The sequence below is a fragment of the Demequina subtropica genome (genome assembly GCF_000971235.1).
GTDB classification, from domain to species: Bacteria; Actinomycetota; Actinomycetes; order Actinomycetales; family Demequinaceae; genus Demequina; species Demequina subtropica.
Genome location: NZ_BBMB01000004.1, coordinates 5123 through 30362, shown reverse-complemented (window position 1 = coordinate 30362; position 25240 = coordinate 5123). Strand labels below are relative to the sequence as shown.

Annotated in this window: 27 protein-coding genes; 8 read left to right on the top strand and 19 right to left on the bottom strand. The window is 71.6% G+C overall.

Annotation, left to right across the window (positions count from 1 at the left end; all coding sequences use genetic code 11):
* The first annotated feature begins 13 nt into the window (after positions 1 to 13).
* Together AOM06_RS14700 and AOM06_RS03755 are read left to right on the top strand one after the other, a co-directional pair.
* Positions 14 to 1024, top strand: coding sequence for an AMP-binding protein (locus tag AOM06_RS14700; protein ID WP_062303007.1), 1011 nt, complete (start codon positions 14 to 16; stop codon positions 1022 to 1024).
* Positions 1021 to 1890, top strand: a complete 870-nt coding sequence (locus AOM06_RS03755; protein ID WP_062303003.1) for a 1,4-dihydroxy-2-naphthoate polyprenyltransferase — start codon at positions 1021 to 1023, stop codon at positions 1888 to 1890. Before AOM06_RS14700 ends, AOM06_RS03755 begins: the two co-directional genes overlap by 4 nt.
* A 24-nt stretch (positions 1891 to 1914) precedes the next feature.
* Here the strand turns inward: AOM06_RS03755 and AOM06_RS03750 are convergent, their stop codons facing one another.
* Positions 1915 to 2193: a DUF4229 domain-containing protein gene (locus tag AOM06_RS03750; protein ID WP_062302999.1), complete on the bottom strand. Its 279-nt coding sequence runs from the start codon at positions 2191 to 2193 to the stop codon at positions 1915 to 1917.
* Between the two features lie 31 nt (positions 2194 to 2224).
* Here AOM06_RS03750 and AOM06_RS03745 point away from each other — a divergent pair, with 31 nt between their 5' ends.
* Entirely contained in the window at positions 2225 to 2509 is a 285-nt protein-coding gene (locus AOM06_RS03745; protein WP_062302995.1) for a PLD nuclease N-terminal domain-containing protein, read from the top strand.
* Position 2510: 1 nt separating this feature from the next.
* Here the strand turns inward: AOM06_RS03745 and AOM06_RS03740 are convergent, their stop codons facing one another.
* Genes AOM06_RS03740 through AOM06_RS03725 form a run of 4 tightly spaced genes read right to left on the bottom strand, consistent with a single transcriptional unit; the run spans position 2511 to position 8151 of the window.
* Complete coding sequence (locus AOM06_RS03740; RefSeq protein ID WP_062302991.1) at positions 2511 to 4829, bottom strand: beta-xylosidase/alpha-l-arabinosidase; 2319 nt, start codon at positions 4827 to 4829, stop codon at positions 2511 to 2513.
* Positions 4826 to 5719, bottom strand: a complete 894-nt coding sequence (locus AOM06_RS03735; protein WP_082105286.1) for a carbohydrate ABC transporter permease — start codon at positions 5717 to 5719, stop codon at positions 4826 to 4828. The genes AOM06_RS03740 and AOM06_RS03735 overlap by 4 nt, the downstream gene beginning before the upstream one ends.
* Positions 5720 to 5723: 4 nt before the next feature.
* On the bottom strand, positions 5724 to 6767 hold the full coding sequence (locus AOM06_RS03730; protein ID WP_062302988.1) for a carbohydrate ABC transporter permease: 1044 nt from the start codon (positions 6765 to 6767) through the stop codon (positions 5724 to 5726).
* A gap of 34 nt (positions 6768 to 6801) precedes the next feature.
* Positions 6802 to 8151, bottom strand: coding sequence for an ABC transporter substrate-binding protein (locus AOM06_RS03725; protein WP_062302984.1), 1350 nt, complete (start codon positions 8149 to 8151; stop codon positions 6802 to 6804).
* Between the two features lie 262 nt (positions 8152 to 8413).
* Between AOM06_RS03725 and AOM06_RS03720 the strand changes: the two genes are divergently transcribed.
* On the top strand, positions 8414 to 9406 hold the full coding sequence (locus AOM06_RS03720; RefSeq protein ID WP_062302980.1) for a LacI family DNA-binding transcriptional regulator: 993 nt from the start codon (positions 8414 to 8416) through the stop codon (positions 9404 to 9406).
* A 224-nt stretch (positions 9407 to 9630) separates the two neighbouring features.
* On the opposite strand, the gene AOM06_RS03715 is transcribed toward AOM06_RS03720, so the two are convergent.
* Genes AOM06_RS03715 through AOM06_RS03685 form a run of 7 tightly spaced genes read right to left on the bottom strand, consistent with a single transcriptional unit; the run spans position 9631 to position 15607 of the window.
* The gene (locus AOM06_RS03715; RefSeq protein ID WP_062302977.1) at positions 9631 to 10752 is read right to left on the bottom strand and encodes a glycosyltransferase family 4 protein; all 1122 of its coding nucleotides are present in this window, start codon (positions 10750 to 10752) and stop codon (positions 9631 to 9633) included.
* Positions 10753 to 10756: 4 nt separating this feature from the next.
* Positions 10757 to 11779: a c-type cytochrome biogenesis protein CcsB gene (gene ccsB, locus AOM06_RS03710; RefSeq protein WP_062302974.1), complete on the bottom strand. Its 1023-nt coding sequence runs from the start codon at positions 11777 to 11779 to the stop codon at positions 10757 to 10759.
* Positions 11776 to 13383, bottom strand: a complete 1608-nt coding sequence (resB, locus tag AOM06_RS03705) for a cytochrome c biogenesis protein ResB (RefSeq protein WP_062302971.1) — start codon at positions 13381 to 13383, stop codon at positions 11776 to 11778. The genes ccsB and resB overlap by 4 nt, the downstream gene beginning before the upstream one ends.
* Positions 13383 to 14147, bottom strand: coding sequence for a cytochrome c biogenesis CcdA family protein (locus AOM06_RS03700; protein ID WP_369401397.1), 765 nt, complete (start codon positions 14145 to 14147; stop codon positions 13383 to 13385). The genes resB and AOM06_RS03700 overlap by 1 nt, the downstream gene beginning before the upstream one ends.
* Complete coding sequence (locus AOM06_RS03695; protein WP_156163573.1) at positions 14144 to 14737, bottom strand: TlpA family protein disulfide reductase; 594 nt, start codon at positions 14735 to 14737, stop codon at positions 14144 to 14146. The genes AOM06_RS03700 and AOM06_RS03695 overlap by 4 nt, the downstream gene beginning before the upstream one ends.
* Entirely contained in the window at positions 14734 to 15351 is a 618-nt protein-coding gene (locus AOM06_RS03690; protein ID WP_062302967.1) for a histidine phosphatase family protein, read from the bottom strand. Before AOM06_RS03690 ends, AOM06_RS03695 begins: the two co-directional genes overlap by 4 nt.
* Before the next feature lie 19 nt (positions 15352 to 15370).
* Positions 15371 to 15607: a glutaredoxin family protein gene (locus AOM06_RS03685; protein ID WP_062302963.1), complete on the bottom strand. Its 237-nt coding sequence runs from the start codon at positions 15605 to 15607 to the stop codon at positions 15371 to 15373.
* Positions 15608 to 15682: 75 nt separating this feature from the next.
* Here AOM06_RS03685 and AOM06_RS03680 point away from each other — a divergent pair, with 75 nt between their 5' ends.
* Together AOM06_RS03680 and AOM06_RS03675 are read left to right on the top strand one after the other, a co-directional pair.
* On the top strand, positions 15683 to 16543 hold the full coding sequence (locus AOM06_RS03680) for an HAD family hydrolase (RefSeq protein ID WP_082105282.1): 861 nt from the start codon (positions 15683 to 15685) through the stop codon (positions 16541 to 16543).
* Between the two features lie 357 nt (positions 16544 to 16900).
* On the top strand, positions 16901 to 17590 hold the full coding sequence (locus AOM06_RS03675; RefSeq protein WP_062302960.1) for a hypothetical protein: 690 nt from the start codon (positions 16901 to 16903) through the stop codon (positions 17588 to 17590).
* Between the two features lie 178 nt (positions 17591 to 17768).
* Here the strand turns inward: AOM06_RS03675 and AOM06_RS14320 are convergent, their stop codons facing one another.
* Complete coding sequence (locus AOM06_RS14320) at positions 17769 to 17867, bottom strand: 30S ribosomal protein bS22 (protein ID WP_074789180.1); 99 nt, start codon at positions 17865 to 17867, stop codon at positions 17769 to 17771.
* Between the two features lie 86 nt (positions 17868 to 17953).
* Positions 17954 to 18187 carry a helix-turn-helix domain-containing protein gene (locus tag AOM06_RS03670; RefSeq protein WP_062302957.1) on the bottom strand — a complete coding sequence of 78 codons (234 nt, stop codon included), beginning with the start codon at positions 18185 to 18187 and terminating at the stop codon, positions 17954 to 17956.
* Between the two features lie 173 nt (positions 18188 to 18360).
* On the opposite strand from AOM06_RS03670, the gene AOM06_RS03665 reads away from it, so the two are divergent.
* Together AOM06_RS03665 and AOM06_RS03660 are read left to right on the top strand one after the other, a co-directional pair.
* On the top strand, positions 18361 to 19734 hold the full coding sequence (locus AOM06_RS03665) for a TrkH family potassium uptake protein (protein WP_062302953.1): 1374 nt from the start codon (positions 18361 to 18363) through the stop codon (positions 19732 to 19734).
* A complete protein-coding gene (locus tag AOM06_RS03660) occupies positions 19727 to 20392 on the top strand; it encodes a potassium channel family protein (RefSeq protein WP_062302949.1) in 666 nt (221 codons plus the stop codon). Before AOM06_RS03665 ends, AOM06_RS03660 begins: the two co-directional genes overlap by 8 nt.
* Positions 20393 to 20425: 33 nt before the next feature.
* Here the strand turns inward: AOM06_RS03660 and AOM06_RS03655 are convergent, their stop codons facing one another.
* The 5 genes from AOM06_RS03655 to AOM06_RS03635 all read right to left on the bottom strand — a co-directional run bounded on the left by AOM06_RS03655 (position 20426) and on the right by AOM06_RS03635 (position 24983).
* Positions 20426 to 21139 carry an anti-sigma factor domain-containing protein gene (locus tag AOM06_RS03655; protein ID WP_082105281.1) on the bottom strand — a complete coding sequence of 238 codons (714 nt, stop codon included), beginning with the start codon at positions 21137 to 21139 and terminating at the stop codon, positions 20426 to 20428.
* The gene (locus tag AOM06_RS03650) at positions 21126 to 21716 is read right to left on the bottom strand and encodes an RNA polymerase sigma factor (protein WP_228372844.1); all 591 of its coding nucleotides are present in this window, start codon (positions 21714 to 21716) and stop codon (positions 21126 to 21128) included. Before AOM06_RS03650 ends, AOM06_RS03655 begins: the two co-directional genes overlap by 14 nt.
* Complete coding sequence (locus AOM06_RS03645; RefSeq protein ID WP_062302938.1) at positions 21713 to 22387, bottom strand: class F sortase; 675 nt, start codon at positions 22385 to 22387, stop codon at positions 21713 to 21715. The genes AOM06_RS03650 and AOM06_RS03645 overlap by 4 nt, the downstream gene beginning before the upstream one ends.
* A gap of 72 nt (positions 22388 to 22459) precedes the next feature.
* Complete coding sequence (locus AOM06_RS03640) at positions 22460 to 23272, bottom strand: DUF4397 domain-containing protein (protein ID WP_062303452.1); 813 nt, start codon at positions 23270 to 23272, stop codon at positions 22460 to 22462.
* Positions 23273 to 23462: 190 nt separating this feature from the next.
* Complete coding sequence (locus AOM06_RS03635) at positions 23463 to 24983, bottom strand: alkaline phosphatase (protein ID WP_062302935.1); 1521 nt, start codon at positions 24981 to 24983, stop codon at positions 23463 to 23465.
* Between the last annotated feature and the right edge of the window lie 257 nt (positions 24984 to 25240).

Below are 25240 nucleotides of genomic sequence, written 5' to 3'. Positions count from 1 at the left end.
TAGGCTGGCCCGTGTGACGTACGCGCGCCTCGCCCCCGATCCCGACCAGGCGGTCTCCGCGGCGCTCACGGGCCGCGCCGCCGGGATCGCGGTCGCTACCTCGGGGTCCACCGGGACGCCGCGCCTCGTGCTGCTCCCCGACGACGCGATCCGGGCAGCGGTGTCGCTTTCGTCACGTCGCCTCGGCGGAGAGGGTCATCAGCTCCTCGCGATCCCCGCGGACCGCATCGGCGGAGCCCTGGTCCTGGCCCGCGCGACGCTCGCCGGCGCGACCGTGACGCGCATGGCTCCCGGGCCGTTCACCGCCACGGCCTTCGCGGAGGCCGTGGCGCGCATGCCCGCGGGCCCGCGCTACGCGTCGCTCGTGCCCACCCAGGTCCGCAGGCTCGCGCAGGACCCGGCCGGACGCGACGCGCTCGCCAGCCTCGACGCGGTGCTCGTGGGAGGCGCGGCCCTGCCCGAGCACGATGCGCCGGGGACCCTGGTCCGCACCTACGGCATGAGCGAGACGTGCGGCGGGTGCGTCTACGACGGCCTTGCGTTCGACGGGGTCCAGCTGCGCATCGACGACGACGGCCGGGTCCTGATCGCGGGCCCCACGCTCGCGGCCGGGTACGCGGACGGCGACGACTCGGCGTTCCGCACCGTCGACGGCGAGCGGTGGTTCGTCACGAGCGACCTGGGCGAGCTGCGCGACGGGCGCCTGCGGGTGCTCGGCCGCGCGGACCACGTCATCAACACCGGGGGCTTCAAGGTGCACCCGCAGCGCATCGAGCTCGCGCTCGAGCGGGCCGGGGCGACGGCCGCGGCGGTGGTCGGGGTGCCCGATCCCGAGTGGGGCGAACGCGTGGTCGCCGTCGTGGAGGGCGGGGCGGACGATGCGGCGCTTGCCGACGCGATCGCGGGGCTCGCTCCGTACGAGAGGCCCCGGCGCATCGTGCGCACGGACGCCGTGCCCCGCACCGCGGGTGGCAAGATTGACCGGCCGGCCGCGCGTGCGCTGGCGAGCGAGGAGGACCGATGACCACGACCGCCGACTGGGTGGCAGGCGCCCGCCCCCGCACGCTGTGGACCGGCGCGGTCCCCGTGATCGTGGGCTCCGCCTGCGCGATCGCCGAGGACGCGTTCGCGCTGCTCCCGGCAGTGCTCGCGCTCGGCGTCGCGCTCGCGCTGCAGGTGGGCTCGAACTACGCGAACGACTACTCGGACGGCATCCGCGGCACGGACGTGGACCGCATCGGCCCCGAGCGGCTGGTCGCCTCCGGCAAGGCGCTGCCGCGCTCGGTGAAGCTCGCCGCGTACGCCTCGTTCGCGGTGGGCGCGGCGCTGGGGCTCGCGCTCGTGGTGGTCTCCGGGATCTGGTGGCTGCTCGCGGTGGGCGCGGTCGCGATCGTGGCCGCGTGGACCTACACCGGCTCGTCGCGGCCCTACGGGTACGCCGGTTACGGAGAGATCAGCGTCTTCATCTTCTTCGGCCCCGTCGCGATGCTCGGGACCCTGCTCACGCAGCTGGGGTCCGTGACGCTCTACTCGGTGTGGGCCTCGGCCGGCGTGGGCCTGTACGCCGTGGCGCTGCTGCTGGTCAACAACATCCGCGACCTCGAGACGGATGCCCTCGCGGGCAAGCGCACGCTCGCCGTCAAGGTGGGCGAGCTGCGCGCGCGGCAGTACTTCGCCGCCGCGGTGACGCTGCCGATCGGCTTCGCGATCCTGGTCGCGTTCGCGCACCCGTGGGCGCTCGTCGCGACCCTGGTGGCGCTGCCGTCCGTGGTGATCGCGTTCGGGATGCGCATGGGCGCCTCCGGCCGCAACTTCGGCGTGATGTTCCAGGGCATCAGCGGCGTGGGGCTCGCCTACGGGCTGCTCCTCGCCACCGGCATCGCCCTGTAGCGGAGGGCAGCGCCGCACAGGGCGTCAGCGGCCGGCGGGCGCCCCGTGGTCGTTGTCGGCGCCGATCTCGGCATCCTCCTCGGCATCGGCCTCGCGGAGCCCCCGCTCGCTGCGGGAGATCCAGGCGTCCATCTGCGCCTGCGCCTTGGCCCGCATGCCGGGAAGCACCAGGTAGGACACGAGCCACGCGACGATGAACGCGGCGAGGAACGCCATCACGTCCCGCCAACGGACGATCCAGAGCACACCGAGGACGGCGAGGAAGATGCCCGTGCGGGCGCTCCAGTAGGTGAGGACGGCCATGCGACAAGCGTACGCGGCGTACGCTTGATGGATGAGAGCGCTGCCCCTTCTGGTCTATCTGGGCCTGGTCGTCTACACGCTCAGCGACGTGTGGCAGCGGCCCGAGCGCGAGCCCTACGGCGTCACCAAGGCGCTGTGGACCGCGATGATCCTGTTCCTGCCGTTCGTGGGCGCGCTCGCGTGGATCGTCGTCAAGCTCCTGCGCCCGGGCGGCGGCAACCCCGACCCGCGCAAGGGCCCCGTCGCCCCCGACGACGACCCGGAGTACCTCGCCTGGCTCCGCGAGCAGTCGCGCCGGAAGCGCAAGAGCGGCTGAGCTACACCCCCTCGATCGTCACCCGCACCCTCCGCGCGCTCGCCCGGTCCACCGGGCATCGTCCGCCCGTGAGCGACACCACGCCGTCCGCCTCGCGGTGGCGCGGCGTCCCCACCCAGAGCTCGACCTCGCCGGGCTCGACGGCGCGCACCAGGTCCCGCCCGCTGAAGGCGAGGCGCGCCGCGGGGATCTCGAACGTCACGCGCCGGGCCTCGCCGGGCGCGAGCGTCACCCGCGCGAAGCCGACGAGCTGCGCGACCGGTCGCGTCACCGAGCCGCGGCGCTGGTGGGCGTAGACCTGCACCACCTCGTCCCCGGCGCGCTCGCCGATGTTCGCGACCGTCGCGGCCACGCTGAGCGCGCCGTCCGTCGGGGCGTCCGCCACCGACAGCCCTGAGTACGCGAAGGACGTGTAGGACAGGCCCTCGCCGAAGGTCAGCGGCGCCACCGAGGACAGGTTGGTGACGTCCGAGTCGTCGCCCAGGCGCGGGTGCAGGTACCCGGCGGGCTGGGCGCCGGTGGATCGCGGCAGCGACACCGGCAGCCGACCCGAGGGGTTGACCCGCCCCGACAGCACACCCGCGATCGCGCGCGCCCCCTCCTCGCCCGGGAAGAACGCCTGCACCACCGCGGCGCACCGCTCGAGCGCCCAGCCGATCGCGTACGGACGGCCCGTGACCAGCACCAGCACCACCGGGGTGCCGGTCTCGATCACCGCCTCGACCAGCTCGCGCTGCACGCCCGGAAGCTCGAGCGAGTCGGTGTCGCAGCCCTCGCCCGACGTCCCGCGCCCGAACAGGCCCGCCTGGTCCCCCACCACCACGATCGCGACGTCCGAGGCGCGCGCCGCCGAGACCGCCTCGGCGAAGCCCTCGCGCGAGGAGCCCTGGATGTCGCAGCCCTGCGCGCTGATGACGGGTCCGAGCTCGTCGCGCACCGCGTCGAGGACGGTCGGCACGTCGAGCGCGAGCTCCGTGCCGGGGCGCTTGTCGAGCACGTGGTTGGCGAACGAGTAGCACCCGAACATCGCCTGGTAGCGGTCCGCGTTGGGGCCGATCACCGCGATCCTCGGCGCTCCGGCGCCGTCCGTGCCGGACGATGCGGCGGTGGGGTCCACCGCATCGTCCGGCCGACCGAGAGGCAGCGTGCCGTCGTTCGCAAGCAGGACGATGCCCCGCTCGGCGAGCAGCCGCGCCACCTCCCGGTGCTCGGGTCCGTCGAGCACCACACCCGAGGGCGACGGACCCTCGAACGTCTGATCGAGCAGCCCCAGCTGCTCCTTCTGGGTGAGGATCCGCGTGACGGCGCGGTCCACGAGCGACTCGTCCACCGCCCCGGAGCGCACCGCCGCGGCGAGCGGCTCGAGGTACGCGTCGCCCGTGGGCAGCTCGACGTCCACGCCGGCCGCGAGCGCGAGCGCCGCCGCCTCCTCGAGGTCACCGGCGATCCCGTGCAGGAGGTGGAGGAACGCGACGCCGAAGTAGTCCGCGACCACCACGCCGTCGAAGCCCCACTCGTCCCGCAGGACGCCGGTCAGCAGCGTGGGGTCGGCGGCCGTAGGGACGCCGTCGATCTCCGTGTAGGCGTGCATGACGGAGCGCACCCCGCCGTCGACCACGGCCATCTCGAACGGCACCAGCATGATGTCGCGCAGCTCGCGCGGACCCATCGCGACGGGGCCGAAGTTCCGCCCCGCGGTGGACGCGGAGTACCCGACGAAGTGCTTGAGCGTCGCGTGGACGCCCTCGGACTGCACGCCCTCGACGTACGAGGTCCCGATCTCGCCCACCAGGTAGGGGTCCTCGCCGATGCACTCCTCGACGCGGCCCCAACGGGGGTCGCGCACCACGTCGAGCACCGGAGCGAGCCCCTGATGGATGCCCAGCGCGCGGCAGTCGCGGCCGATGAGCGCGCCCATGCGGGCCACCAGCGCCGGGTCGAACGTCGCGCCCCACGTGAGGGGGCCGGGGTAGGTCGCGGCCTTCCACGCGGACAGGCCCGTGAGGATCTCCTCGTGGACGATCGCGGGGATGCCCAGGCGCGTCCCCGTCACCAGCGCGCGCTGGCGCTCCCAGAGCACCCGGGCCCGCGCGTCGGCGTCCACGGGGGTGGTGCCGTAGATGCGCGTGAAGTGGCCGAGGCCGTGCCGCGTGGCCTCGTCGAGGCCGCCGGTGACGGAGACCTCACCCTGCAGCGGGGCGACCACGTCGCCCTTCTCGTCCTCCCAGAAGCCCGTGATCTGCGCGAGCTTCTCCTCGAGCGTCATGTCCGCCACCAGGGCGGCGACGCGTGAGCTCAGTGCGGCGTCCACGGCGGTCATCCCTTCACCGCGCCCGTCAGGCCGTCGACGATGCGCCGCTCCATGAGCAGGAAGAACGCGAGCGCGGGCAGCATCGCGAGCGACGTGTACGCCATGATCATCGTGGTCGCGGCGGAGTGCTGGCCCTGGAAGGTCGTGACGCCGAGGGGCAGGGTCATCCCGCTCGGGTCCCCTGTCAGCAGCAGGAGCGGGAGCAAGTAGGCGTTCCACGAGCCGATGAACGCGAGCACGCCCACCGTGACCATCGCGGGCCGCGCGAGCGGCAGCAGCATCCGCCAGAAGAAGCCGATGCGGGAGATGCCGTCCATGAAGGAGGCCTCCTCGAGCTCCTTGGGCAGGGCCGCGAGGAACGGCCGCAGGATGATGATGGTCACCGGCAGCGCGAACGCGATCTGTGGGATCACCAGGCCCCACAGGCCGCTGATGTGGAGGTCGCGCAGCAGCAGGTACAGCGGCAGCACCGCGACCGTGAGCGGGAACATGAGGCCCGTGGTGAAGACCACGAAGATGAGCTCGCGGCCCTTGAACGAGTAGCGCGCGAGCGGGTAGGCCGCCATCGTCCCGAACAGCACCACCGCGGCGGTGGTCGCCACCGCGACCAGCGTCGAGTTGAGCAGCTGATGCCAGAACAGGGAGCCGGACAGGATGTCCCAGTAGTTCTGCCACTGGATCGGGTCGGGCAGCCCGGTCGGGTTCGACGCGAGGTCGCCCTGCGTGCGGAAGCCGCCCAGGATCAGGTAGAGGATCGGGCCCAGCGTGAGCGCGATGCCCACCAGCGCGATGCCGATCGCCAGGTACGTCGACCCCTCGGGGACGAGCCCCTTGCGGCGGTGCGACTCGACGTTGCCGGGCTCCCTGGCCGGGGCATCGTGCGTCTGTGTGGTGGCCATGGCCCTACCTGGCCTTTCCGGGATGCGCGTTGTCGCGTCGCAGGATGGTCGCCATGTAGGCGAGCGCGATGACGAACGAGAGGAAGAACATGATCACGGCGATCGCGGAGCCGTAGCCCCAGTCGGACCGGAAGAAGCCGATCTCCATCATGTAGCTCGCGATGGTCGAGTACTGCCCCGCGGTGCCGCCGCGGTTGAGCACCCACACCATGTCGAACAGCTGGATGGATCCGATGATCGACAGGAACGCCCAGATGCGGATGGTGGGGCCGATGAGCGGGATGTTGATCCGCCACTGGATCTGCCACCAGCTCGCGCCGTCGATGGACGCGGCCTCCTGGAGGTCCTCGCTCACGCCGGACAGGCCGGCGAGGAACAGGATGATCGCGAGCCCCACGTACTTCCACGTGATGATGAAGAACACGGTCCAGAACCCCCAAGTGGGGTCCTCGAACCAGCCCCCGGCGGGCATATCGAGCCCGATCGCGCGCATCCACTGCGTCGCGACGCCGTTGGGGTCGAAGATGATGAGCCACATGGTGCCGGCGATGACCTCGCTCAGCACGTAGGGCGCGAAGATCACCACGCGCGTGAAGGCGCGTCCGCGGAACTTGCGGTTGAGGGTGAGCGCGACGATCAGCGCGAGGGGCAGCTGGATCGCGAGCGACAGGAAGATGATCGCGAAGTTGTGGCTGAGCGCCTCCCAGAACGGCTGCGTGTACGCCGTGGTGAAGGCCTGCTTGGTGTCGGGGCTGGTGCCGCCGAACAGCGCGCGGGCGTAGTTCTCGAAGCCGATGAACTCCGCGTCGGAGAACTGCGAGACGCCGTTCCACTTGTACATCGAGTACCGCGCGGCGGAGATCACCGGGTACACCACGAAGGTGAGGAACAGGGCCAGCGCGGGGCCCACGAAGAGGGCGATCTCGGCCCACTTGCGGACGTTCGCGCGGCGGGGGTGGTCGGTTGCGGGGGTCGGGGGGCGGGACCCCGCCGTCGATTGCTCGACGACGGGGTCCGCGTTCCGACCCGAGGCCTCCAGTGCGGTCACCAGGGCGCCTCGCTTTCTACTCGGATCGGGCAGGTCAGGACGTCGCGGCGGCGGCCACCATCGCATCGACCACGCCCTGGGCGTCGCCCGTGCCGTTGAAGATGTTGACGATGCCGTCGTTCATGGCGCCTCCGACGTTGGGTCCGAGGAGGGTGTCCATCCACAGCTGGACGTAGGCCGCGCTCGACGTGGTCTGCGCGATCTTCTGCAGGACCGGGTCGGTGACCGCGTCGGACGCCGCGGGGGCGACCGGCAGGCCTCCGACGGCCTCGGCGTAGCCGCGCTGGACGTCGTCGCTCACGATGTACGCGAGGAAGTCCGCGCACTCCGGCGGGGCGTCGACGTAGCAGGAGAAGCCGTCACCGCCACCCATCGCGGCGGACGGGTCGCCCGAGCCGCCGTCGGTCGCGGGCATCGGGAACCAGTCGAGGTCCTCGTGGAGCGCCGCGATCGCCTCGTCCGAGCCGTCCGTGAAGCCCTCGTAGACGAAGTAGTTCCACTGGCCCATGAGCTCCATCGCCGCGTCGCCGTTGGCGACCATGCCGGCCGAGGACGTCGCGCCGGTCTGCGCGACCGTCGACGTGAACTGCGGCTGGAAGGGATCCGTGTCGATGAACGCCTGCAGCTGGTCGCCCGCGTCCACCCAGCACGGGTCGGAGAAGTCGAGCGAGGTGCCGGCGCTCGCGACCACGTCCTGTGCGCAGGACCGCAGCGCGAAGTTGTACCACCAGTGCGCGGCGGGCCAGCCGTCGGCCGCACCGACCGCGATGGGCACGATGCCGGCGTCCTTCAGCTTCTGGACCGCGTCGCCGAGCTCGTCCATGGTGGTCGGGACGTCGGTGATCCCGGCCTCCTCGAAGAGGCTCGGGCGGTACCAGATGCCCTCGACCGCGAACTGGAACGGCAGGCCGTACGTGACGCCGTCGACCTGCCACGGTGCCACGCCGCCGCCGAGGCGGTTGATGTCATCGCTCAGGACGTCCGAGAGGTCCATGAGGTAGCCGGCCTCGGCCTGCGCCGCCATCTCGCCGCCGCCCCACTGCTGGAACAGGTCGGGCGCGTCGCCCGACTGCAGCGCGGTGGGGATGCGGGTCCGCTGGAGGTCCTCGTTCTGGATCTGCTCGATCTCGATAGTGACGTTCGGGTTGTCCGCCATGTAGTCGGCGGCCACCTGGTCCCAGTAGTCGCCGAGCGAGTTCTCGCCGGTGTCACCGGCCACTCCGTTGTGCCACCACGTGAGGGTGACCGGCTCGTCCCCGCCGCCTCCGCCGGAGGTCGCGCCCGACGTCGGTCCGTCGTCGCCCCCATCCGAGCTGCAGGCCGCAAGCAGTGCCATGGATGCCGCGATCGCCGCTCCCGCAGCGGCACGTCGCATGTTCGCCATGATGTCCCCTTTCGTCTCCATTGACTCAGGTCGAACAGCGTGAGTCTCACACGGGCATCGTTGCGACGTCAATCGTTATCGATAACGTTTTCGCATCGGGCATGATGTGAACGTGCGACATGCGCGCCCGACTCGCTCGCGCCTTCCTCCCCGCGTCCCCCTGACACAGGGGCGCCAGCACAGTTCGCTGTGCTCGCACCCATGCGTCAGCGGGGCGCAGGCTCGGCGCGGCGCACCCGCCGGACGCGGATACGATGCGGACATGGAACCGGTCGCTCGGGTCAAGCTCGCCGATGTCGCGCGCATCGCCGGGGTCTCGGTCGCCACGGTCTCCAAGGTGGTGAACGGCCGCTACGGCGTCTCGAAGGAGACGGTCGCGCGGGTCCAGGAGGTCATCGACCAGGTCGGCTACGCGGGCAACCTCTCCGCCGCGGGCCTGCGGGGCCAGCGCACCAACGTGCTCGGGATCCTGGTCGGAGGCTTCGAGCCGTTCTCGGCGGAGCTGATGAAGGGCGCCTGGGCTGCGGCCGAGGGCTCCGGCTACGAGCTGCTCGCCCACTCCGGCGGCCACGGCCACGGCTGGGAGCGCCGATCGCTCGCCCGCCTGGGCGGCACGCTCATCGACGGCGCGATCCTGGTGACCCCCACCGTCCTCAACACCGCGACGGGCGTGCCCGTGGTGGCGATCGACCCCCACTACGGCCCCTCGTCGCTGCCGACCGTCGACTCGCACAACGTCGCCGGCGCGCGGCTCGCGACCGAGCACCTGCTGGGGCTCGGGCATCGCCGGATCGCGTTCCTGGGCGGGCGCCGCGACCTCGACTCGGGCCGCCGCCGCGAGGAGGGCTTCCGCGCCGCGATGGAGGCCGCAGGCGTGGAGATCGACGAGGACCTGGTGGTCGAGACCAACTACGAGCCAGAGCTCGCCGCGCTCGCCGCCGAGTCGATGCTGAGCCTGCCCGAGCCGCCCACCGCGATCTTCGCGGCGAACGACACGACGGCCCTCGCCGCGATGGACGTCGCGCTCGACACCGGGCTCGCGGTGCCGTACGACCTCTCGATCGTCGGCTTCGACGACATCCCCGAGGCGGCCGCGGCGCCCGTGCCCCTCACCACCGTGCGCCAGCCGCTCCAGGAGATGGGGGCGGAGGCGATGCACATGCTGCTCGCGCTGGTGCGCGGCGAGGAGTGCGAGCAGCACGTCCGCATGGACACCGCCCTGGTGGTGAGGACCTCGACGGCCCCGCCGCGCTGACCGCCCCTCCGCGGAATTGGTGCCTCATGGTCGGTTCTCGACGATGCTCGCGCCACAGTGGTAGGTGAGTGTCGCCCCACGATGCGGGCGCCGGGCCGCCGACGCCAAACCGGCACTGAGGTACCACTGCGAGGCGAGAAACCGCGGAAACCGACCACGATCTACCACTTCCGGGGGGTGGCGCGGCGGAGTGCGGGGGGTGGCGCGGCGGGGTGGACCGGCTGTCAGACCCCGTAGACCTCGAGCACCTGCGCGCCCACGCGCTCGACGTCGAAGCGCTGCACGCGCTCGGCCTGCTCGGCGTGGAGCTCCTCCCGCACCGCCGAGTCCTCGATGAGAAGCCGCAGCGCCGCCGCGAAGGCGTTCGAGTCGCGCGCATCCACGCTCACCCGCGGATCGTCGCCGATCACCGAGAGGTACCCCGGATTCGCACCCGCGAGCACCACACCGGCACCCGACGCCATGGCCTCGACGAGCACGATCCCGAAGCTCTCGCCGCCCGTCGCGGGGAACACCGCGATGTCGGCATCGGCGAAGTACGCGGCCTTGTCCTCCTCGGCCACGAACCCCGGCAGGGACACGCGCGACAGCGCGCTCACCTCGATGGCGGCCTCGAGGTCGCCCATGAGCGGGCCCCGCCCGCCGATGCGCACCTCGAGCCTCTCCTGCAGCTCGACCGGCAGCGCGTCGAGCGCATGGACCAGCTCGAGCACGCCCTTGCGCTCGACCAGCCGACCGAGGAACGCGACCACCAGCCGGCCGTCCTCCCCCGGCTCGGGGTCCCGCGCGGCGGCCTCCGCGGCGAAGCGCGTCACCTCGACCGGGCACGGCACCACGGTCGCGGAGATCCCGAAGGTCCGGGCGGCGAACTCGGCCGCGGGCTCGGACACCGCCATGAAGGCGTCGAAGCGGCGCAGGTTGCGCGCGAGCACTCGGCCCAGCGCATGCGTGCCCAGCTCCGACAGACGGGAGTCCGGCAGGATGTGGAACGTCCCGACGATGCGCACCGAGCGCGCCTGCAGTTTGCGGGCCTCGTCGACCACGCGCGCGGCGAACAGCGGCGAGTGCGGGGTCTGGACGTGGATCACGTCGTAGCGCTCCTGGTCGAGCAGCTCCCGGATCGCGCGCCGTGACGTGGGCAGGGGGATCCGCAGCCCGTTGCCGTTGAAGGTCACCCCGACGTTGCGCGCGAGCGAGTGCACCGTGACGTCGGATCGCGCGGAGGTCGAGCACAGGTAGTGCACCTCGTGCCCCGAACGCGACAGGAAGGCGCCGAGCGTGAGGACGTACTGCTGCACGCCGTCGGGACGGTCGATGCTGTCGTCGAGCACCAGCGCGATCTTCATACCGTCAGGATCCCGCGTAGGTGTGGAGCCCCTGGAAGAACAGGTTGACCACGGTGAAGTTCATGATGAGCGCGGTGAAGCCGGCGATCGCGAGCCACGCGCTGCGGCGGCCGGCCCAGCCCTGGGTGGTGCGCGCGTGCAGGTACGCCGCGTAGAGCACCCAGATCACGAACGACCAGACCTCCTTGGGGTCCCAGCCCCAGTAGCGGCCCCACGCGTGCTCGGCCCAGATCGCTCCGGCCATCACCGTGAAGGTCCACAAGACGAAGCCCACGGCGTTGAGCCGGAAGGACAGCGCCTCGAGCTGCGCCGCGGGCGGCACGGCCTCGAGCCAGCGGGTGCGGCGGTAGCGACGCACGAGCGTGTTGTGCCAGCGGCGCCACGCCACCTGGACGGCGCCGCCCTCGACCGGCAGCTCCCCCTGCTCGCGGTAGTCGCGCATGAGCTGCAGCGAGGTCGCGATGAAGGACACCGCGAAGATGCCCGTGACGAGCGTCGCGATCGAGACGTGGATCACCAGCCAGTAGCTCTGAAGCGCGGGCGGCAGGGTGTCGACATCCTTGTAGAGCACCGTGAGCGCGAGCCCGAGCGAGACGGCGGCGAAGCCGGTGACGCCCGCGCCGAGGTACGCGATGTCGCGCTTGCGCTGGACGATGAGGTACACCAGCACCGCGAAGAACGAGCCCGAGATGGTGTACTCGTACATGTTCGACCACGGCACGTGACCCGCGTCGATCCCGCGCGCCGCGAGGCCCACGGCGTGGAGCAGCGCGCCCACCAGGGTGGTCGATCGCGCGATGCCCGCAGCCTTGGCGGCCCGGGCACCGCGCGACGATGCGGAGGCGGCGGGCGCCGACGGCGCCGCCGGGGTGCCGCCACCGACCGCGACGGCCTCGCGTGCCATGGCCTTCGCCGCGACCTTGTCGTCGGCGACCCGCGCGAGCCGGATCGCGTACGTGACCATCGCGATCGCGTACAGGACCGTCGCACCGCTCAGGGCGGCGACGCTGAGGTCGGTCGGATTCATGACTGCTCCCTCTCCTCCGCGCCCGGGGACGGCTCACGACCGGAGGCCGCGGCCATGGCGCGCTCGAGGACGCCGGCGACGCCCGCATCGTGCGCGGGCGCGTACGCGGCGCCGGTGACCACTGTAGTTCCGCCCTCCGCCCGGGCGACCACCCAGACCTTGCGACGGGACGCGAACAGCGACGTCGCGAGGCCCGCGAGAGTGAGCATCGCGGCCACCAGCAGGAAGGGCAGCGACGGGTCGGCGCGCAGGTCGAACGCGCCGTAGCGCGGCAGCTCCTCGAAGGTCACCGACCCGAGCCCGTCGGGCAGCTCGACCGTCTCGCCCAGCGCGAGGCGCAGCGTGACCGGCTGGCCGTCCTCGTCCTGCACGGGGCTGAGCTGCGACTCGTCGAGGCGGTAGACGTTCTGCGGGACGCCCGTGTCGAGTCCCAGGTCGCCGGTGTAGGCGAGCATCTCGATCACGGGGTTCGCGGGATCGGGGTGCACCGACGCGACGGCGAACGGCCCCTCGACGAAGCTCGGATAGAGCGTCGCCTTGAAGCCCAGCTGCTCGCCGGAGCTCACGTCCGGCACCTTGATGACACCCGTGGAGGTGTACGCGGCATCCTGCGCGAGGAACACCACAGGCCCCGAGAACGCGACCTCGCCCGCGGCGTCGCGCACCGTGATGACCGGCGCGTAGCCGTTGCCCTGGAGGTAGATCTTGGCGTCGCCGGACTCGAGCGGGTGGTTGACCGAGATGTCGGTCTGCACCGGGTCCTCGCCGGGCTCGGTGAAGGTCACGTTCGCCTGGAAGTGCAGCGGGCGGCCGGTGTCGGAGAACGATGCGTCGAGCGAGTCGAGCCGCAGCGTGAACGGGTCGAGGTCGGACGGATCGAAGAGCGCGCCCGAGGAGAAGGTGTCGTACGCGACCACCGCGTTGGTGAAGGATCGGCCCTCGACCACGATCGCCTGGCCGCGGTAGGTGAAGAGCGTCCCGTAGGCGACGGCGAGCAGCACCAGCACCAGCGCCGTGTGGAACACCAGGTTGCCCAGCTCGCGGACCGCGCCGGTCTCCGCGGCGAGCGCCAGTGCGCCGTCCTCGCGGCGGTCGAGCCGCACGCGGTAGCCCGTGAGCGCGCCCAGGCGACCGGGCCGGGGCCGAAGCGCCGCGCGCACCGCGGCGACGGCATCGTCCACCGCCAGCGGGGAGTCCTCCGAGACCGGGGCGTAGCGCGCGAGGGACCGCGGCGTCGCGGCGATGGGACGGCGGAGCTCCCGGTAGTGGTGGACCGCGCGCGGCGCGATGCAGCCGATGAGCGACGCGAACAGCAGCACGTAGATCGCGGTGAACCACGCCGAGCCGAACACGTCGAGGAAGCCCGTCGCGTCGAGGAACGGTCCCCAGAACGGGTTCGCGTCGATGAACGCGCGCGTCGCGGCCGCGTCCTGCGGCCACTGCGGCAGCACCGAGCCCGGGATCGAGGCGAGGGCCAGCAGCAGGAGCAGGATCAGCGCGACCCGCATCGACGTGACCTGACGCCAGATCCACCGCAGCCAGCCGCGCGGACCCAGGCGGGGGGCGTCGGCGATGACGTAGTTGTCGAGCTTGACGCGCGCCATCAGACCGCCGTCCAGTAGCCGTCGATCCAGCCCTGCAGCTCGAGCGCGAGGCGGTCCCACAGGCCCGTCACCAGGAGCACGCCGAGCACGATGAGCAGCGCGCCGCCGATGCGCATGAGCGCGAGGCGGTGGCGCTTGAGCCAGCCCAGCACCTTGCCGGAGCGCTCGAACAGCGCGGCGAGCAGCACGAACGGCAGGCCGAGCCCCACGCAGTACGCGATCGCGAGCGCGACGCCGCGCCCCTGGGTCGCCTCGGACAGGCTCAGGGCGTACACGGCGCCGAGCGTGGGGCCGATGCACGGGGTCCAGCCCAGGCCGAACGCCACGCCGAGCACGGGCGCGCCCGCCAGCCCGGCGGTGGGGCTCACGTGCATGCGCTTCTCCGCCTGGAGGAACGGCACGGCACCCATGAAGGCGAAGCCGAGCAGGATGATCACCACGCCCAGCAGGCGCGTGATGAGCGTGAGGTAGGGCGCGAGCGTCGCGCCGAGAGACGAGGCGAGGAAGCCGAACGTCACGAACACCGCGGAGAAGCCGAGCACGAACAGCAGCGCACCGAGGATCAGCTTGGGCTTCGAGGCCTTGCCCGTCCCGCCCGTGCCGGCCATGCCGGAGACGTATCCCAGGTAGCCCGGCACCAGCGGCACCACGCACGGGGACGCGAAGCTCACCAGGCCCGCGAGAACCGCCACGGGGATCGCGAGCGCCATCGAGCCCGAGAGGGCGATGCCGGCGAAGGATCCGTCGGCGACCAGCGGCGTCACCACTCGGCCCCGGCGGTCGAGTCCGCGCCGGACGATGCGGCGCCGCCGGCTTCCTCGATGAGCGAGCGGAGCGTGGACGGATCCGCGGTGCCGATGACCCGCGCGTGGAGGTTGCCCTCCGTGTCGATCACGAGCGTGGTGGGGACGGCGTTCATGGCGACGACGCCCTGGAGCGCGGCGGTCGCGGCGCCGTCCGCGTCGTCGATGCTCGGGTAGCTGATCCCGAAGGTGCGCTCGAAGGCCTCGGCGGTGGGCGCATCGTCCCTGCCGTTGACCCCGATGATCTGGACGTCGTCGCGCGCGTCGAGCTCCGCGAGGTCGGAGGCCTCGGCGCGGCACGGCGGGCACGAGGCGTACCAGGTGTTGATGAGCACCACCTGGCCGCGGTAGTCCGCGACGTCCACGGCATCACCCGCGAAGGACGTGCCCGCGAGCGCGACCGGGTCGCCTGCGTCGAAGACCGTCACCGTGCCGTCGCCGGACACGTAGCCGGGCGACTCGGCGGCGTCGCCCGGCGCGCACGCGGCGAGCGTGAGCACGATCGCGGCGACCACGGCGATGAGGATGGCGATACGCGCGGCGGGCTTCACCGCGGCACCTCGATATGCCCGGCGGGGGTCTCGTAGCCGGCGAAGACGATGCTGTCGCCGTCCACGTCGAAGGACGTCAGCGAGGCGAGCGCGCACTCGCGCGAGCGCGGGTCGTGGACGTACGAGCGTCCCTCGGCCGAGCATCGTGCGACCCAGATCGGGAGCTGGTGGCTCACGATCACGGTGGGCGCATCAGGGCTGGCCGCGGCAGCGTCGATGATCGCGGCGCGCATGCGCGCGGCCTGCTCGACGTAGGGCTCGCCCCACGAGGGCGTCCAGGGGTTGCGGACGCGCCACAGGTTCTTGGGCTTGAGGAAGTCGACCGGGCGCGGGGTGCGCTCACCCGCGAAGATGTTGTCGGCCTCGATCACGCGCTCGTCGGTCGCGATGTCGAGACCGAACGCCGCCGCGATGGGCGCGGCGGTCTGCTGCGCGCGCAGGAGCGGCGAGGCGACCACGCGGCCGATCCCGGCGTCCACCGCGACCAGATGGTCCGCGACGGCCTGGGCCATCGCCTGTCCGGTCTCGGACAGGCGGAACTCCGGAAGGCGGCCGTACAGGATCCCCTCGGGATTGTGGACATGGCCGTGGCGAAGGACGTGCACGCGGGACATGGGTCCTATTGTCACCCGTCTACGCGAGGGCCTTGCGCACGCGCTCGGGGTCGATGCGCCAGAAGCCCACGATCGCATCGTCCACCGTCACCACGGGGATCTCGTCGCCGTAGCGCGCCCGGAGGTCCGGGTCGCCGTCGATGTCGATCTCCTCGAAGTCGATGCCGGCCTCCCCGCAGACGCCGGTGAGCACGTCGCGGGCGTCGTCGCACAGGTGACAGCCGACGCGGCTGTAGAGGACTGCTCGGGAGCGCATCGCCCAAGGATAGGCGCCGAGTGACGTCGGCCACCCCGGCGCCTGGTCCCGCGGGGCCCTCGGTACAGTTGAGCGGTGACCTCCGATGCCGCTCGACCCGGGACGCGCGTGGCCGCGTTCTTCGACGTCGACAACACGGTGATCAAGGGCGCGAGCTCGTTCCACATCGCGCGCGGCCTCTGGCAGCGTGACTACTTCACGCTGCGGGACATCGTGAAGTTCGCGTACGAGCAGGCCGCCTACGTCCTCTTCGGCGAGTCCCACGAGCAGATGGACCGCCTCCGCCAGCACGGGCTGACCATCGTCAAGGGCTGGTCCGTCGCCGAGATGACCGCGGTGGCGGAGGAGGTCTACGACGAGCTCCTCGCGAGCCGCGTCTACCCCGGCACCAAGGCGATCATCGACGAGCACCTCGACGCCGGCCATGAGGTCTGGTTCGTCACCGCCTCCCCTGTCGAGGTCGGCCGCATGGTCGCGCGGCGCATCGGCGCCACCGGCGCGCTGGGCACCGTGCCCGAGCACGAGGGCGGCCACTACACCGGCCGCCTGGTGGGCGAGTTCCTGCACGGCCCCCACAAGGCGGAGGCCGTGCGCGCCCTGGCGGCGGAACGCGGGCTCGACCTGGAGTCCAGCTACGCGTACGGCGACTCGGTCAACGACGCCTCGATGCTCGAGACCGTGGGCCACCCGTGCGCGATCAACCCGGACCCGAAGATGCGCAGGCTCGCCACCAAGCGCGGCTGGGCGATGCGCGAGTTCCGCAAGCGCCGCAAGAGCGGCCGCCGCGGCATCGTGAAGTCCTCCATCACCGGCGCCGCCTGGATCACCATCCAGGTCTCGCGCGGCATCAAGGGCGCGGTGCGCGGGCTGTTCCGGCTGCCGCGCCGCGCCGCGAAGCCTGAGACGCCGCACCCGGACGAGGCGCGCGAGCTGTAGCCGCGCCGCCGACGGCCGCCGCCGCCGGCCCCCGGCCCCCGGCCCCCGGCCCCCGGCCCCACCGAAAGTGGTAGCCCTTGGTCGGTTCTGGGAGGTTCTCGCCTCACAGTGGTCGCTGACTGTCGCGGCCAGGCGCTCCGCGACAGTCCGCCCGGATCGAATCCCGGCACGGCGAGCCGCCTCGCAAGACACCCTCGTCTGCGGCACATCGCCAAGATTCCCGGGCGCGCTGTCTGTCTGGTGACCGTGGACCCCGGGGACGTCGACCGCGCATCGACCTTCCGTTGACCGCAACGTTGCACGCTTGCTGCCGCCGCCCCAGTCGGGAGGGGGCCAAGTCGAGAGAGGGATGTGACGATGACCATCAGCACCTGGCAGGACGACGCCGGCTCTCACCTCGATATGGAGGTGTCCGAGCCGGACAACCGAGCAGCGATACGACACACTCAGTGGCTGGCCCCCGACGGCAGCTGTAGTGCGGACACCATCCTCACCATCGGGTCCGAGCAGATCGTCATGCACGTCGAAACGAAGCCCGACGACGAAGCCGCCGTCGGAACGGTCGAGTTCTCGCCCGGATTCAGGGGACCTCACCGGCTCCGTCTTGTGGTGGAGCCGACCATCGGCTGGAGCGCAGCGGTGGTACGCGGCACCGCGGACGACGAAGTCCTCGCGCCCTATGCCCTCGTGGACAGCTGCTGCAACTGCACGACCGATCGCCCGAGGCCCCCGCTCAGGGTCCTCGGCACCGGCGAAGAGGTCGCATGGGAGGGCTCGACCCTCAGCTCGGACGATCCTGCCGTCGTGGCACTCGTGAGAAACGTCGCGCCCCAGCTCTCCCTCGAGGCGGGCGACCTCCTCGCAGGCGGCGGAATCCTCGGCACGCCGGAGTGCGTCACGGAGTGCGTCAGCCAGAAGATCACGTGCCTGTTCGGCTGCTTGGCGACAAGCGGCCTCGGTGGGGCGCTGTCGATCCAAGGCTGCATCAGCCTCTGCCTCGCCGCATTCACCTTCTGCGTCTTCAGGTGTGTCCGCGGCCTCGGCTGATCGCGTTCCGCGGACCTCGCCTCCGATGTGCACGCGGGCTTCAGCACGACAACCAGCAACCACTGCGAGGTGGCGATGTCCGGAAGCCGACACTGAGCTACCACTTCCGTGGATGGGTCGGGACAGCAGAACGCCCGCCCCGCCGGGTGGCGGGACGGGCGTGCGAAGCGCGGTGCGCTTACTTCTTGTTGCGGCGCTGGTGGCGCGTCTTGCGAAGCAGCTTGCGGTGCTTCTTCTTCGACATACGCTTGCGGCGCTTCTTGATGATGGAACCCACGGGACCTACCTCATTCGATAAAAAACGTGCGGAGCGTGCTCACGCACGCCGGCGTCCAGGCCGCGCTGGACGCGACAGACGATCCCCTAGCCTACCGTGCCGGTAGCCCTGCCGTCATCTTCGGTGAGGTACCCTCCCGCGAGCGCGGCCTGCTCCATGAACTGCTCGACCGCCTGCTGCGGGACGCGGAAGGAGCGTCCGAAGCGCACCGCGGGCAGCTCGCCGTTGTGGATCCACCGGTACACCGTCATGCGCGAGACCCGGACCATCTCCGCGACCTCCGCAACGGTGAGGAAGGTGGTGCGCGAATTCTCAGCCATGTCGTCTCGTCCCTCTCGAAGCATCCAGCGCATCTATCGGCCGGACGCACTCATAACTGTAGGGGCTGATGTGACAGTTGTGAAGTGTGGGAGACGCGCCGATGATGGGGGTGGGGCTAGGCTCACGCGCGGGGCCGCAAGCAGGGCGGACGCGCCCCGAGGTGAGGAGACCGATGGCAAGCCTGCGCGAGGCGCGCAATGCGTTCGGCGAATGGGTCGACCGCGTCGCGCTCGAGTCGCCGGCCCGCCTCACCCTCGGCGCCTTCGCGCTCACCATCCTCATCTTCACGGGGCTGCTGTCGCTGCCGTGGGCCACCACCGACGGGCACCGCGCCCCGTTCATCGACGCGCTCTTCACGGCCACCTCGGCCGTGTGCGTCACGGGCCTCACCACGGTGGACACGGGCACGTTCTGGTCGCCCGTCGGCCTCGCGATCATCGGCCTCGGGATCAAGGCCGGCGGCCTCGGGATCATGACCCTCGCCTCGCTGGCCGGCCTCGCCGTGTCGCGTCGACTGGGCCTCACGCAGCGCATCCTCGCGGCCGGCGAGTCCCGCGCCTCGGGCCTGGGCGACCTCGCGTCGCTGCTGCGCACGGTCATCATCGTCTCGACCACGGTCGAGCTGGTGATCGCCGCGATCCTCATCCCGCGCTTCCTCACGCTCGACTACGGCTGGCCCAAGTCGCTCGGCTACTCGCTGTTCTACGGCGTCTCCGCGTTCAACAACGCGGGCTTCACGCCCGACCCCCTGGGCCTCTACCCGTACGCGGGCGACCTGTGGATGCTGGTCCCTATCGGCCTCGGCGTGTTCATCGGCGGGCTCGGCTACCCCGTCTACCTCAACCTCATCCGCCAGTGGCGCACCCCGCGACGCTGGTCGCTCCACACCAAGCTCACGCTCGTCACGGTGACGGCGCTCGCCTTCATCTCGGCCTCGTTCCTCGCGGTGTTCGAGTGGACCAACCCCGACACGCTCGGCGACCACTCGTCGGGCAAGACCATCGGCAACATCTTCTTCCAGTCGATCAACCAACGCTCGGGCGGCTTCGCGTCCTTCGACATCGGCCTCGCGCGCGAGCAGACGTGGCTGCTCGAGGACGTCCTCATGTTCGTCGGCGGCGGCTCGGGCTCGACCGCGGGCGGCATCCGCGTCACCACGCTCGCGGTGCTGGTGCTCGCGGCGTGGGCCGAGGCGCGCGGTCGCCGCGACATCGAGGCGTTCGGCAAGCGCATCGGCACCGAGGTGCTGCGCGTCGCGGTGTCCATCACGCTCATGGGCCTCATGGTCGTCATCGTCACCACCGGGATCTTCATGTGGCAGACCGACATCGCGCTCGACCGCGCGCTGTACGAGGTGGTCTCCGCCTACGCGACGTGCGGCCTCTCGACCGGCATCACCGGCTCGATCGACAGCGATGCGAAGATGACCTTGATCATCACGATGTACCTGGGACGCGTGGGCTCGCTCACGCTCGCCTCGGCGCTCATGCTCAACCGGCAGCGGCGCGTGATCCGCTACCCGTCAGAAAGGCCGATCATTGGCTAGCAACGACTCGACCGCGGCCGGCGTCATCGTCTTCGGCCTGGGCCGCTTCGGCTCCGCGATCGCGGACACGCTCGACAACATGGACGTCGAGGTCCTCGGCGTCGAGCGCGATCCCGCCGTGGTCGAGCGCTGGTCCAAGCGGATCCCCTGCGTCGAGGCGGACGGGACCGACCCGCGCGCGATGGAGCAGATCGGCGCGCAGGACTTCTCCGCCGCAGTCGTGGGCGTCGGCACGTCGCTCGAGGCCTCGGTGCTCATCACGGGCAACCTGGTCGACATCGGCGTCAAGGAGATCTGGGCGAAGGCGACCTCGGTCGAGCACAAGCGCATCCTGGAGCGCATCGGCGCGCACCACGTGGTGCTGCCCGAGGCCGAGGCCGGCGCGCGCATCGCCCACTCGGTGGGCGGCAACATGCTCGACTACATCGAGATCGAGGACGGCTTCACCATCGTGAAGATGTCCGCCCCCAAGGAGACCCACCACTTCACGCTCGAGAAGCTGGACCTGCAGGGCTCGTACGGCGTCCACGTCATCGGCGTGAAGCGCGCGGGCGAGGAGTTCGAGTACGCCCGCCCCGACACCGTCGTGGGGCCCGAGGACCTGCTGGTGGTCGCGGGCGAGGGCGAGCTGCTCGAGCGGTTCTCCCAGCGTCCGTAGGGACGATGCGCGCCGGACCTTCGCACCCGGCCGTCAGCTCTCGAGGACGCCGCGCGTGATCGAGTCGCCCGAGTGCGTCGGGTCGCCGTCGGCCGGCTCGATCGAGATGTCGACGATGGGGAAGCTCGCGACGTCGTAGCCCGGCGGGATCTCGAACTCCCCGTGGTCGCCCGTGAGGAAGCCGACCGACACCATCCCGACCACATCGGGGTCGATGAGCCACACCTCGAGTGAGCCCGCCGACGTCGCGACGTAGGTCGTGTCGACCACCAGCACCTCGGTGCCGTCGTCGCGCTGCTCCACGCGCGCGGTGCCCGCAGGCGCCTCCGTCGCGAGGTCCGCGAGTGCGGCCTCGGCCACCAGCTCCTCGCCCGGGTCGGCGTCGCGGGTGAACAGCGAGACCCCCACGGCGCCCACCAGGATCCCGGCCGCGGCGGCCGCCCCGATCATCCACGGGCGGGCCGTCCGGCGCGTCATGGAGGCGCGCCGCCGCTCCCCGAGGTCCGCGACCTCCAGATCCCCACCCTGATCGCCGGCGACCTCGGTCTCGATCGCGGACCACAGCGCATCCGGCGGCGCGACGAGGGGCGACGACGCGCCCGCGTCCACGAGCGTCGCCTGGAGGGCTCGGAGCGCGTCGACCTCGTGCGCGCAGGCCTCGCACACCTCGGCGTGTGCCGCATCGGCGGCGTCGACCGGGTCGCCCAGCGCGAGCGCGGCCAAGGTCGCATCGTCACAGTGACGCATCGGCGGCCTCCAATCCTCGTCGCAACGCCACCAGGGAACGCCTCAGGTGACTCTTGACCGTTCCGAGCGGCATCCGCAGCTCGGTCGCGATCTGTTCATGGGTGCGTCCCTCGAAGAACGCGAGCTTCACGATGGTCGAGCGGGGCGGGCCGAGGTTCTCGACCTCGCCCCGCACGACGATGCGGTCGGCCTCGTGCGCGAGCGGGTCCGCCGTGGGCTCCTCGACGGCCTGCCGCGCCGCGTCGAGGCGGCGCCGGTCCCGCGTGCGGGACGCCAGCGCGTCGGCGATCACACGACGGGCGATGCCGACCACCCAGCCGCGCGCCGAGCCTCGGTCCGGGTCGAAGCCCTCCCGCGACCGCCACGCCGCGACGTAGATCTGCTGCGTGACGTCCTCCGCCTCGGCGCGGTCGCCGAGCGCACGCAGAGCCAGCGTGAAGACGAGCGACGACGACTCGCGGTACAGCCTCTCGAGCGAGCCCTCGGCTCCCGCGGCGAACTCGTGGTCGAGCGCACGATCGCCGACGGCACCGTCAGGCTCCGCCGCCTCCGCCACCATCGCCGCCCTCACGTTCACCGCAGTGCGCCCTCGGGGTAGGCCCAGACGAGGACGTTGTCCTCGTAATGTCGCACGTCGGCATCCCACCGTCCACCACAGGTGACCAGCACGAGGGCCCTCTCGGCGGCCCCGAATGCCACCGAGAGGTCGACCTCGCGCTTGGATGTCTGCTCGACGCGGTCGACCAGGTACGCGACCGTCCGGCCGTCGTCGAGGTCCACCCGGACGCGGTCGCCGGGACGCGCGTCGCGCAGGGCGGCGAACGGACCCAGCCCGACCACGCCGTCGTCCACGTGTGCCGCGAGCACGGCGTTCCCGTCTCCTCGCGGTCCGCCGCCGGGGTTTCCCGCCGCGCGGAACCATCCGGCCGTCTCGGCGCTGTCCGGCAGCTCCATGCCGCCGTCCGCGTCGAGACCGACGCCGATCACCGGCATGTCGATGCCGAGCCTGTCGACCACCAGCCGCTCGGGCGCGGGACCCTGGGCGATGGCGGCGGCATCGGCCCGCTGCACCGGCACCGGCCCGACGATCGTGGGCGCGGTCACGGCCGCGATCGTCTCGGGCGACGGGGCGGCGGACGTGTCCGGCACCGTCGACAGCGCGGACCGGCCCTCGGCCGGCGCGCACGCGGCGAGCAGGGCGGCGAGCACCGCCGCGGTCCCGATGCTGGGAACGCGTCCCGTTCGCATGGCGAGCCTCCTCACGGTCGAGGTCGGAGCGGGGCGCGAGGGGGGAGACGCGCCCCGCTCCGGGAGTGGACGTTAGCGCCGGACCAGCACGGCCCGGGTGGTGAGCGCGCCCGCGATCAGCACCAGCCCGGCGACCACCACGACGCCCGCGGGGATCCCCGCATCGTCCGCGGCGAGTCCCTGGGTCCCGGCGCTCACCGCACCGGGCATGTCCGCGTGAGTCGCGACGGTCTGCGCCGCGACGGCGAGGCTGCCGCCTTCGGCCGAGCCCCACGCGTAGACGATGGTGTTGACCGCCTCCTCGATGGCCACGTCCGTGGGCCCGAGCACCGGGTCGGTCTCGCCCGCGAGGGAGACGGCGGCCTCGTAGGTCCCGACCGGGAGGTCGGCCATGACCTCGTCGGGGTTGGCGAGGCTCTCGAAGACCACGTCGCCGTCGGCCCACACGTCGACCGCGGGGGCGGCGGCCACGTGGCGCACGGTCAGCCGGCCCTCTCCCGAGGCGGGCGCGGTGAGGTCGTTGGTGAAGAGCGACGCCGTCGGGTCGCCGGCCTCGTCCAGGTGGGCCACGGCGGTGTAGCTCATGCCCTCCTCGAGGGGAAGGTCGACGGGCCCGAGCACGGGGTCCGAGTCGTCGGCCGCGTCAGCGGCGGTGATCGCGACGGAGTACGTGCCGGGGTCGAGCTCCAGCGGCCCGGCGAGGTCGCCCGGCGCGAAGTCGTCGAGCGTGAGGGCGCCGTCCACGTAGACGTCGACGGTGAGGTCCGGGACGCCGTGGAGGACCGAGAGCTCGGCCTTCCCGTCGTCGACCGCGAGCGCCGGAGCAGCGGTACCCGCTGCGAGCAGGGTGCCGGCGGCGATGCCGGCGAGGATCGAGGTGCGCATGTCCATCTCCTTCCATCCGGGCGGCCGCCGGGGTGCGGCTCGCCTCTGTCCGGTACTTCCGGGGAAGGGCCGTGCTTGGATGCACCCGCCACCGGTTTTCGCTGTGAGCGAACACGTCCGGTGCGTCGCGGACCGCGTCCGGACGCGGCGATGCCTCCCACCCCGAGGAGCGGGAGGCATCGCGCGCGGATCAGCGGCGGTGGGGCCAGCCGATCTTGGCCTTCGTCTTGGACCTCACCTTGTCGAGGCCCAGCGACTCGATGATCGAGACGCCGATGTAGTTCTGCTCCTGGACGCCCTCGAACAGCTGCGCGCGAGCCCCGATCGAGTAGATCGGCACGTCCTCGCCGGAGTGGGTCTCGCCGCCCTCGCCGGTGTTGATGAGGACCTGCTGGCGGTAGTCGGGGGCGGTGGTGTCGTTGTCGGTCGGGTCGAGCCGGACCACCTCGCCGTCGACGATGCCGTAGGCGATCTCCCCGCCGTTGGCGTAGGAGAGCGTCGTGTAGGGCACGCCGTCGAGGTCCTCGCCCGCGGTGCCGAGGATGTCGTTGCCACGCTCGGGGTAGCCCGCGATGGTGAAGACGTGGCTGTGGTCGGCGGTCACCACGATCATCGTGTCGCGCAGGTCGACCATCTCGACGGCCTTCGCGACGGCGTTGGAGAACTCGATGGTCTCGGTGAGGGCGCGGTACGCGTTGCCCTCGTGGTGCGCGTGGTCGATGCGGCCGGACTCGATCATGAGCGCGTACCCGTCCGTGTCGTCCTCGAGCTGGCCGATGGCGACCTCGGTCATCTCGGTGAGCGAAGGCTCGTCCTTGGCCTCCGCGGCGCGGTCGTGCTCGTACGACATGTGGCTCGAGGTGAAGAGCCCCAGCAGGTGGTCGGTCGAGTCGAGGTCGAGCGACTCGAGGTCCGAGGCCGAGTCGACGTACGCCCACCCGTCGCCGTTGTCCGTCCACTCGGCGGTGAGGTCGCGACCGTCCTCACGGTTGCCGCCCTCGGCCTGCGTGAGGAAGTGGCGGCGCCCGCCGCCGAGCGCGACCTCGAAGCCGTCCCCGAAGCGGTCGAAGGACAGCAGCTGCGACGCGATGTCGCCGTACTCGTAGTCCTCGCAGCCGGCCGGCAGGTCGCCGTCGTCCTCCCAGTCACGATGCGGCGAGATCGCGTACGTGCCGCCCGGGGTCGCGTGCGTGATGCGCGCGGTGGAGACCACGCCGGTGGACTTGCCCGCGGCTTCGGCGAGCATCATCCAGCTGGTGAGCTCGTTGCCCGAGACGGTGGTGCAGTCGCCGTAGACCACGTCCTCGTCGACGCCGAGGACGCCGATGTCGGTCTTCACGCCGGTCATCATCGCCGTCATGGTGCCCGCGGAGTCCGGCACCTGCGAGTCGACGTTGTAGACCTTCGAGAGCGCGACGTTGGGGAACTCCTCGAAGCTGAGCATGTTCTCCTCGCCCGGCTCGCCGGCCAGCTGGCCCTCGAGGATGCGCGCGGCGGTGACGGTCGAGACACCCATGCCGTCGCCGACGAAGAGGATGACGTTCTTGGGCGTCGCGTTGGAGGCCTTCGACGCTGCGACGGCGTCGTACGACGCATCGGCCCCCTGGTACCAGGGGTTGGTGGTCTGCGATGAGGCGAGCAGGGTGCCCGCGGTGGCGACTCCGGCGCCGGTGGTGAGGGCGGTGATGGCAATGACTGCAGCAGTGCGCATGGCGCGGCTCCTTCAGGGGTGGGGACCTTCCCCAGGCGCGACGCTAGGAGCGGCAGGTGACCATCGCGGTGACGGGCAGGCGAACGCAAGATGTCCGTTTTGCGACGGTTGTGCGAACTCTCCTCCCGCCCTCGACAGTGCGAACGGAGTTCGCGGCGACACGCCGTCCCGGGGGGACGATGCGCGGCGACACGCCGGCAAACCAGGACAAGGTCCGTTGTGGCTGTCGGAGGAAGGGGCGGGGGACGGGGGCGGGG

What these genes read in the sequence shown, in the direction of transcription:
- AOM06_RS03755 (WP_062303003.1), top strand. Translation starts at nt 1,021, where the DNA reads ATGACCACGACCGCCGACTGGGTGGCAGGCGCCCGCCCCCGCACGCTG.
- AOM06_RS03750 (WP_062302999.1), bottom strand. Translation starts at nt 2,193, where the DNA reads ATGGCCGTCCTCACCTACTGGAGCGCCCGCACGGGCATCTTCCTCGCC.
- AOM06_RS03745 (WP_062302995.1), top strand. Translation starts at nt 2,225, where the DNA reads ATGAGAGCGCTGCCCCTTCTGGTCTATCTGGGCCTGGTCGTCTACACG.
- AOM06_RS03740 (WP_062302991.1), bottom strand. Translation starts at nt 4,829, where the DNA reads ATGACCGCCGTGGACGCCGCACTGAGCTCACGCGTCGCCGCCCTGGTG.
- AOM06_RS03735 (WP_082105286.1), bottom strand. Translation starts at nt 5,719, where the DNA reads ATGGCCACCACACAGACGCACGATGCCCCGGCCAGGGAGCCCGGCAAC.
- AOM06_RS03725 (WP_062302984.1), bottom strand. Translation starts at nt 8,151, where the DNA reads ATGGCGAACATGCGACGTGCCGCTGCGGGAGCGGCGATCGCGGCATCC.
- AOM06_RS03720 (WP_062302980.1), top strand. Translation starts at nt 8,414, where the DNA reads ATGGAACCGGTCGCTCGGGTCAAGCTCGCCGATGTCGCGCGCATCGCC.
- AOM06_RS03715 (WP_062302977.1), bottom strand. Translation starts at nt 10,752, where the DNA reads ATGAAGATCGCGCTGGTGCTCGACGACAGCATCGACCGTCCCGACGGC.
- ccsB (WP_062302974.1), bottom strand. Translation starts at nt 11,779, where the DNA reads ATGAATCCGACCGACCTCAGCGTCGCCGCCCTGAGCGGTGCGACGGTC.
- resB (WP_062302971.1), bottom strand. Translation starts at nt 13,383, where the DNA reads ATGGCGCGCGTCAAGCTCGACAACTACGTCATCGCCGACGCCCCCCGC.
- AOM06_RS03690 (WP_062302967.1), bottom strand. Translation starts at nt 15,351, where the DNA reads ATGTCCCGCGTGCACGTCCTTCGCCACGGCCATGTCCACAATCCCGAG.
- AOM06_RS03685 (WP_062302963.1), bottom strand. Translation starts at nt 15,607, where the DNA reads ATGCGCTCCCGAGCAGTCCTCTACAGCCGCGTCGGCTGTCACCTGTGC.
- AOM06_RS03675 (WP_062302960.1), top strand. Translation starts at nt 16,901, where the DNA reads ATGACCATCAGCACCTGGCAGGACGACGCCGGCTCTCACCTCGATATG.
- AOM06_RS03670 (WP_062302957.1), bottom strand. Translation starts at nt 18,187, where the DNA reads ATGGCTGAGAATTCGCGCACCACCTTCCTCACCGTTGCGGAGGTCGCG.
- AOM06_RS03665 (WP_062302953.1), top strand. Translation starts at nt 18,361, where the DNA reads ATGGCAAGCCTGCGCGAGGCGCGCAATGCGTTCGGCGAATGGGTCGAC.
- AOM06_RS03655 (WP_082105281.1), bottom strand. Translation starts at nt 21,139, where the DNA reads ATGCGTCACTGTGACGATGCGACCTTGGCCGCGCTCGCGCTGGGCGAC.
- AOM06_RS03645 (WP_062302938.1), bottom strand. Translation starts at nt 22,387, where the DNA reads ATGCGAACGGGACGCGTTCCCAGCATCGGGACCGCGGCGGTGCTCGCC.
- AOM06_RS03640 (WP_062303452.1), bottom strand. Translation starts at nt 23,272, where the DNA reads ATGCGCACCTCGATCCTCGCCGGCATCGCCGCCGGCACCCTGCTCGCA.
- AOM06_RS03635 (WP_062302935.1), bottom strand. Translation starts at nt 24,983, where the DNA reads ATGCGCACTGCTGCAGTCATTGCCATCACCGCCCTCACCACCGGCGCC.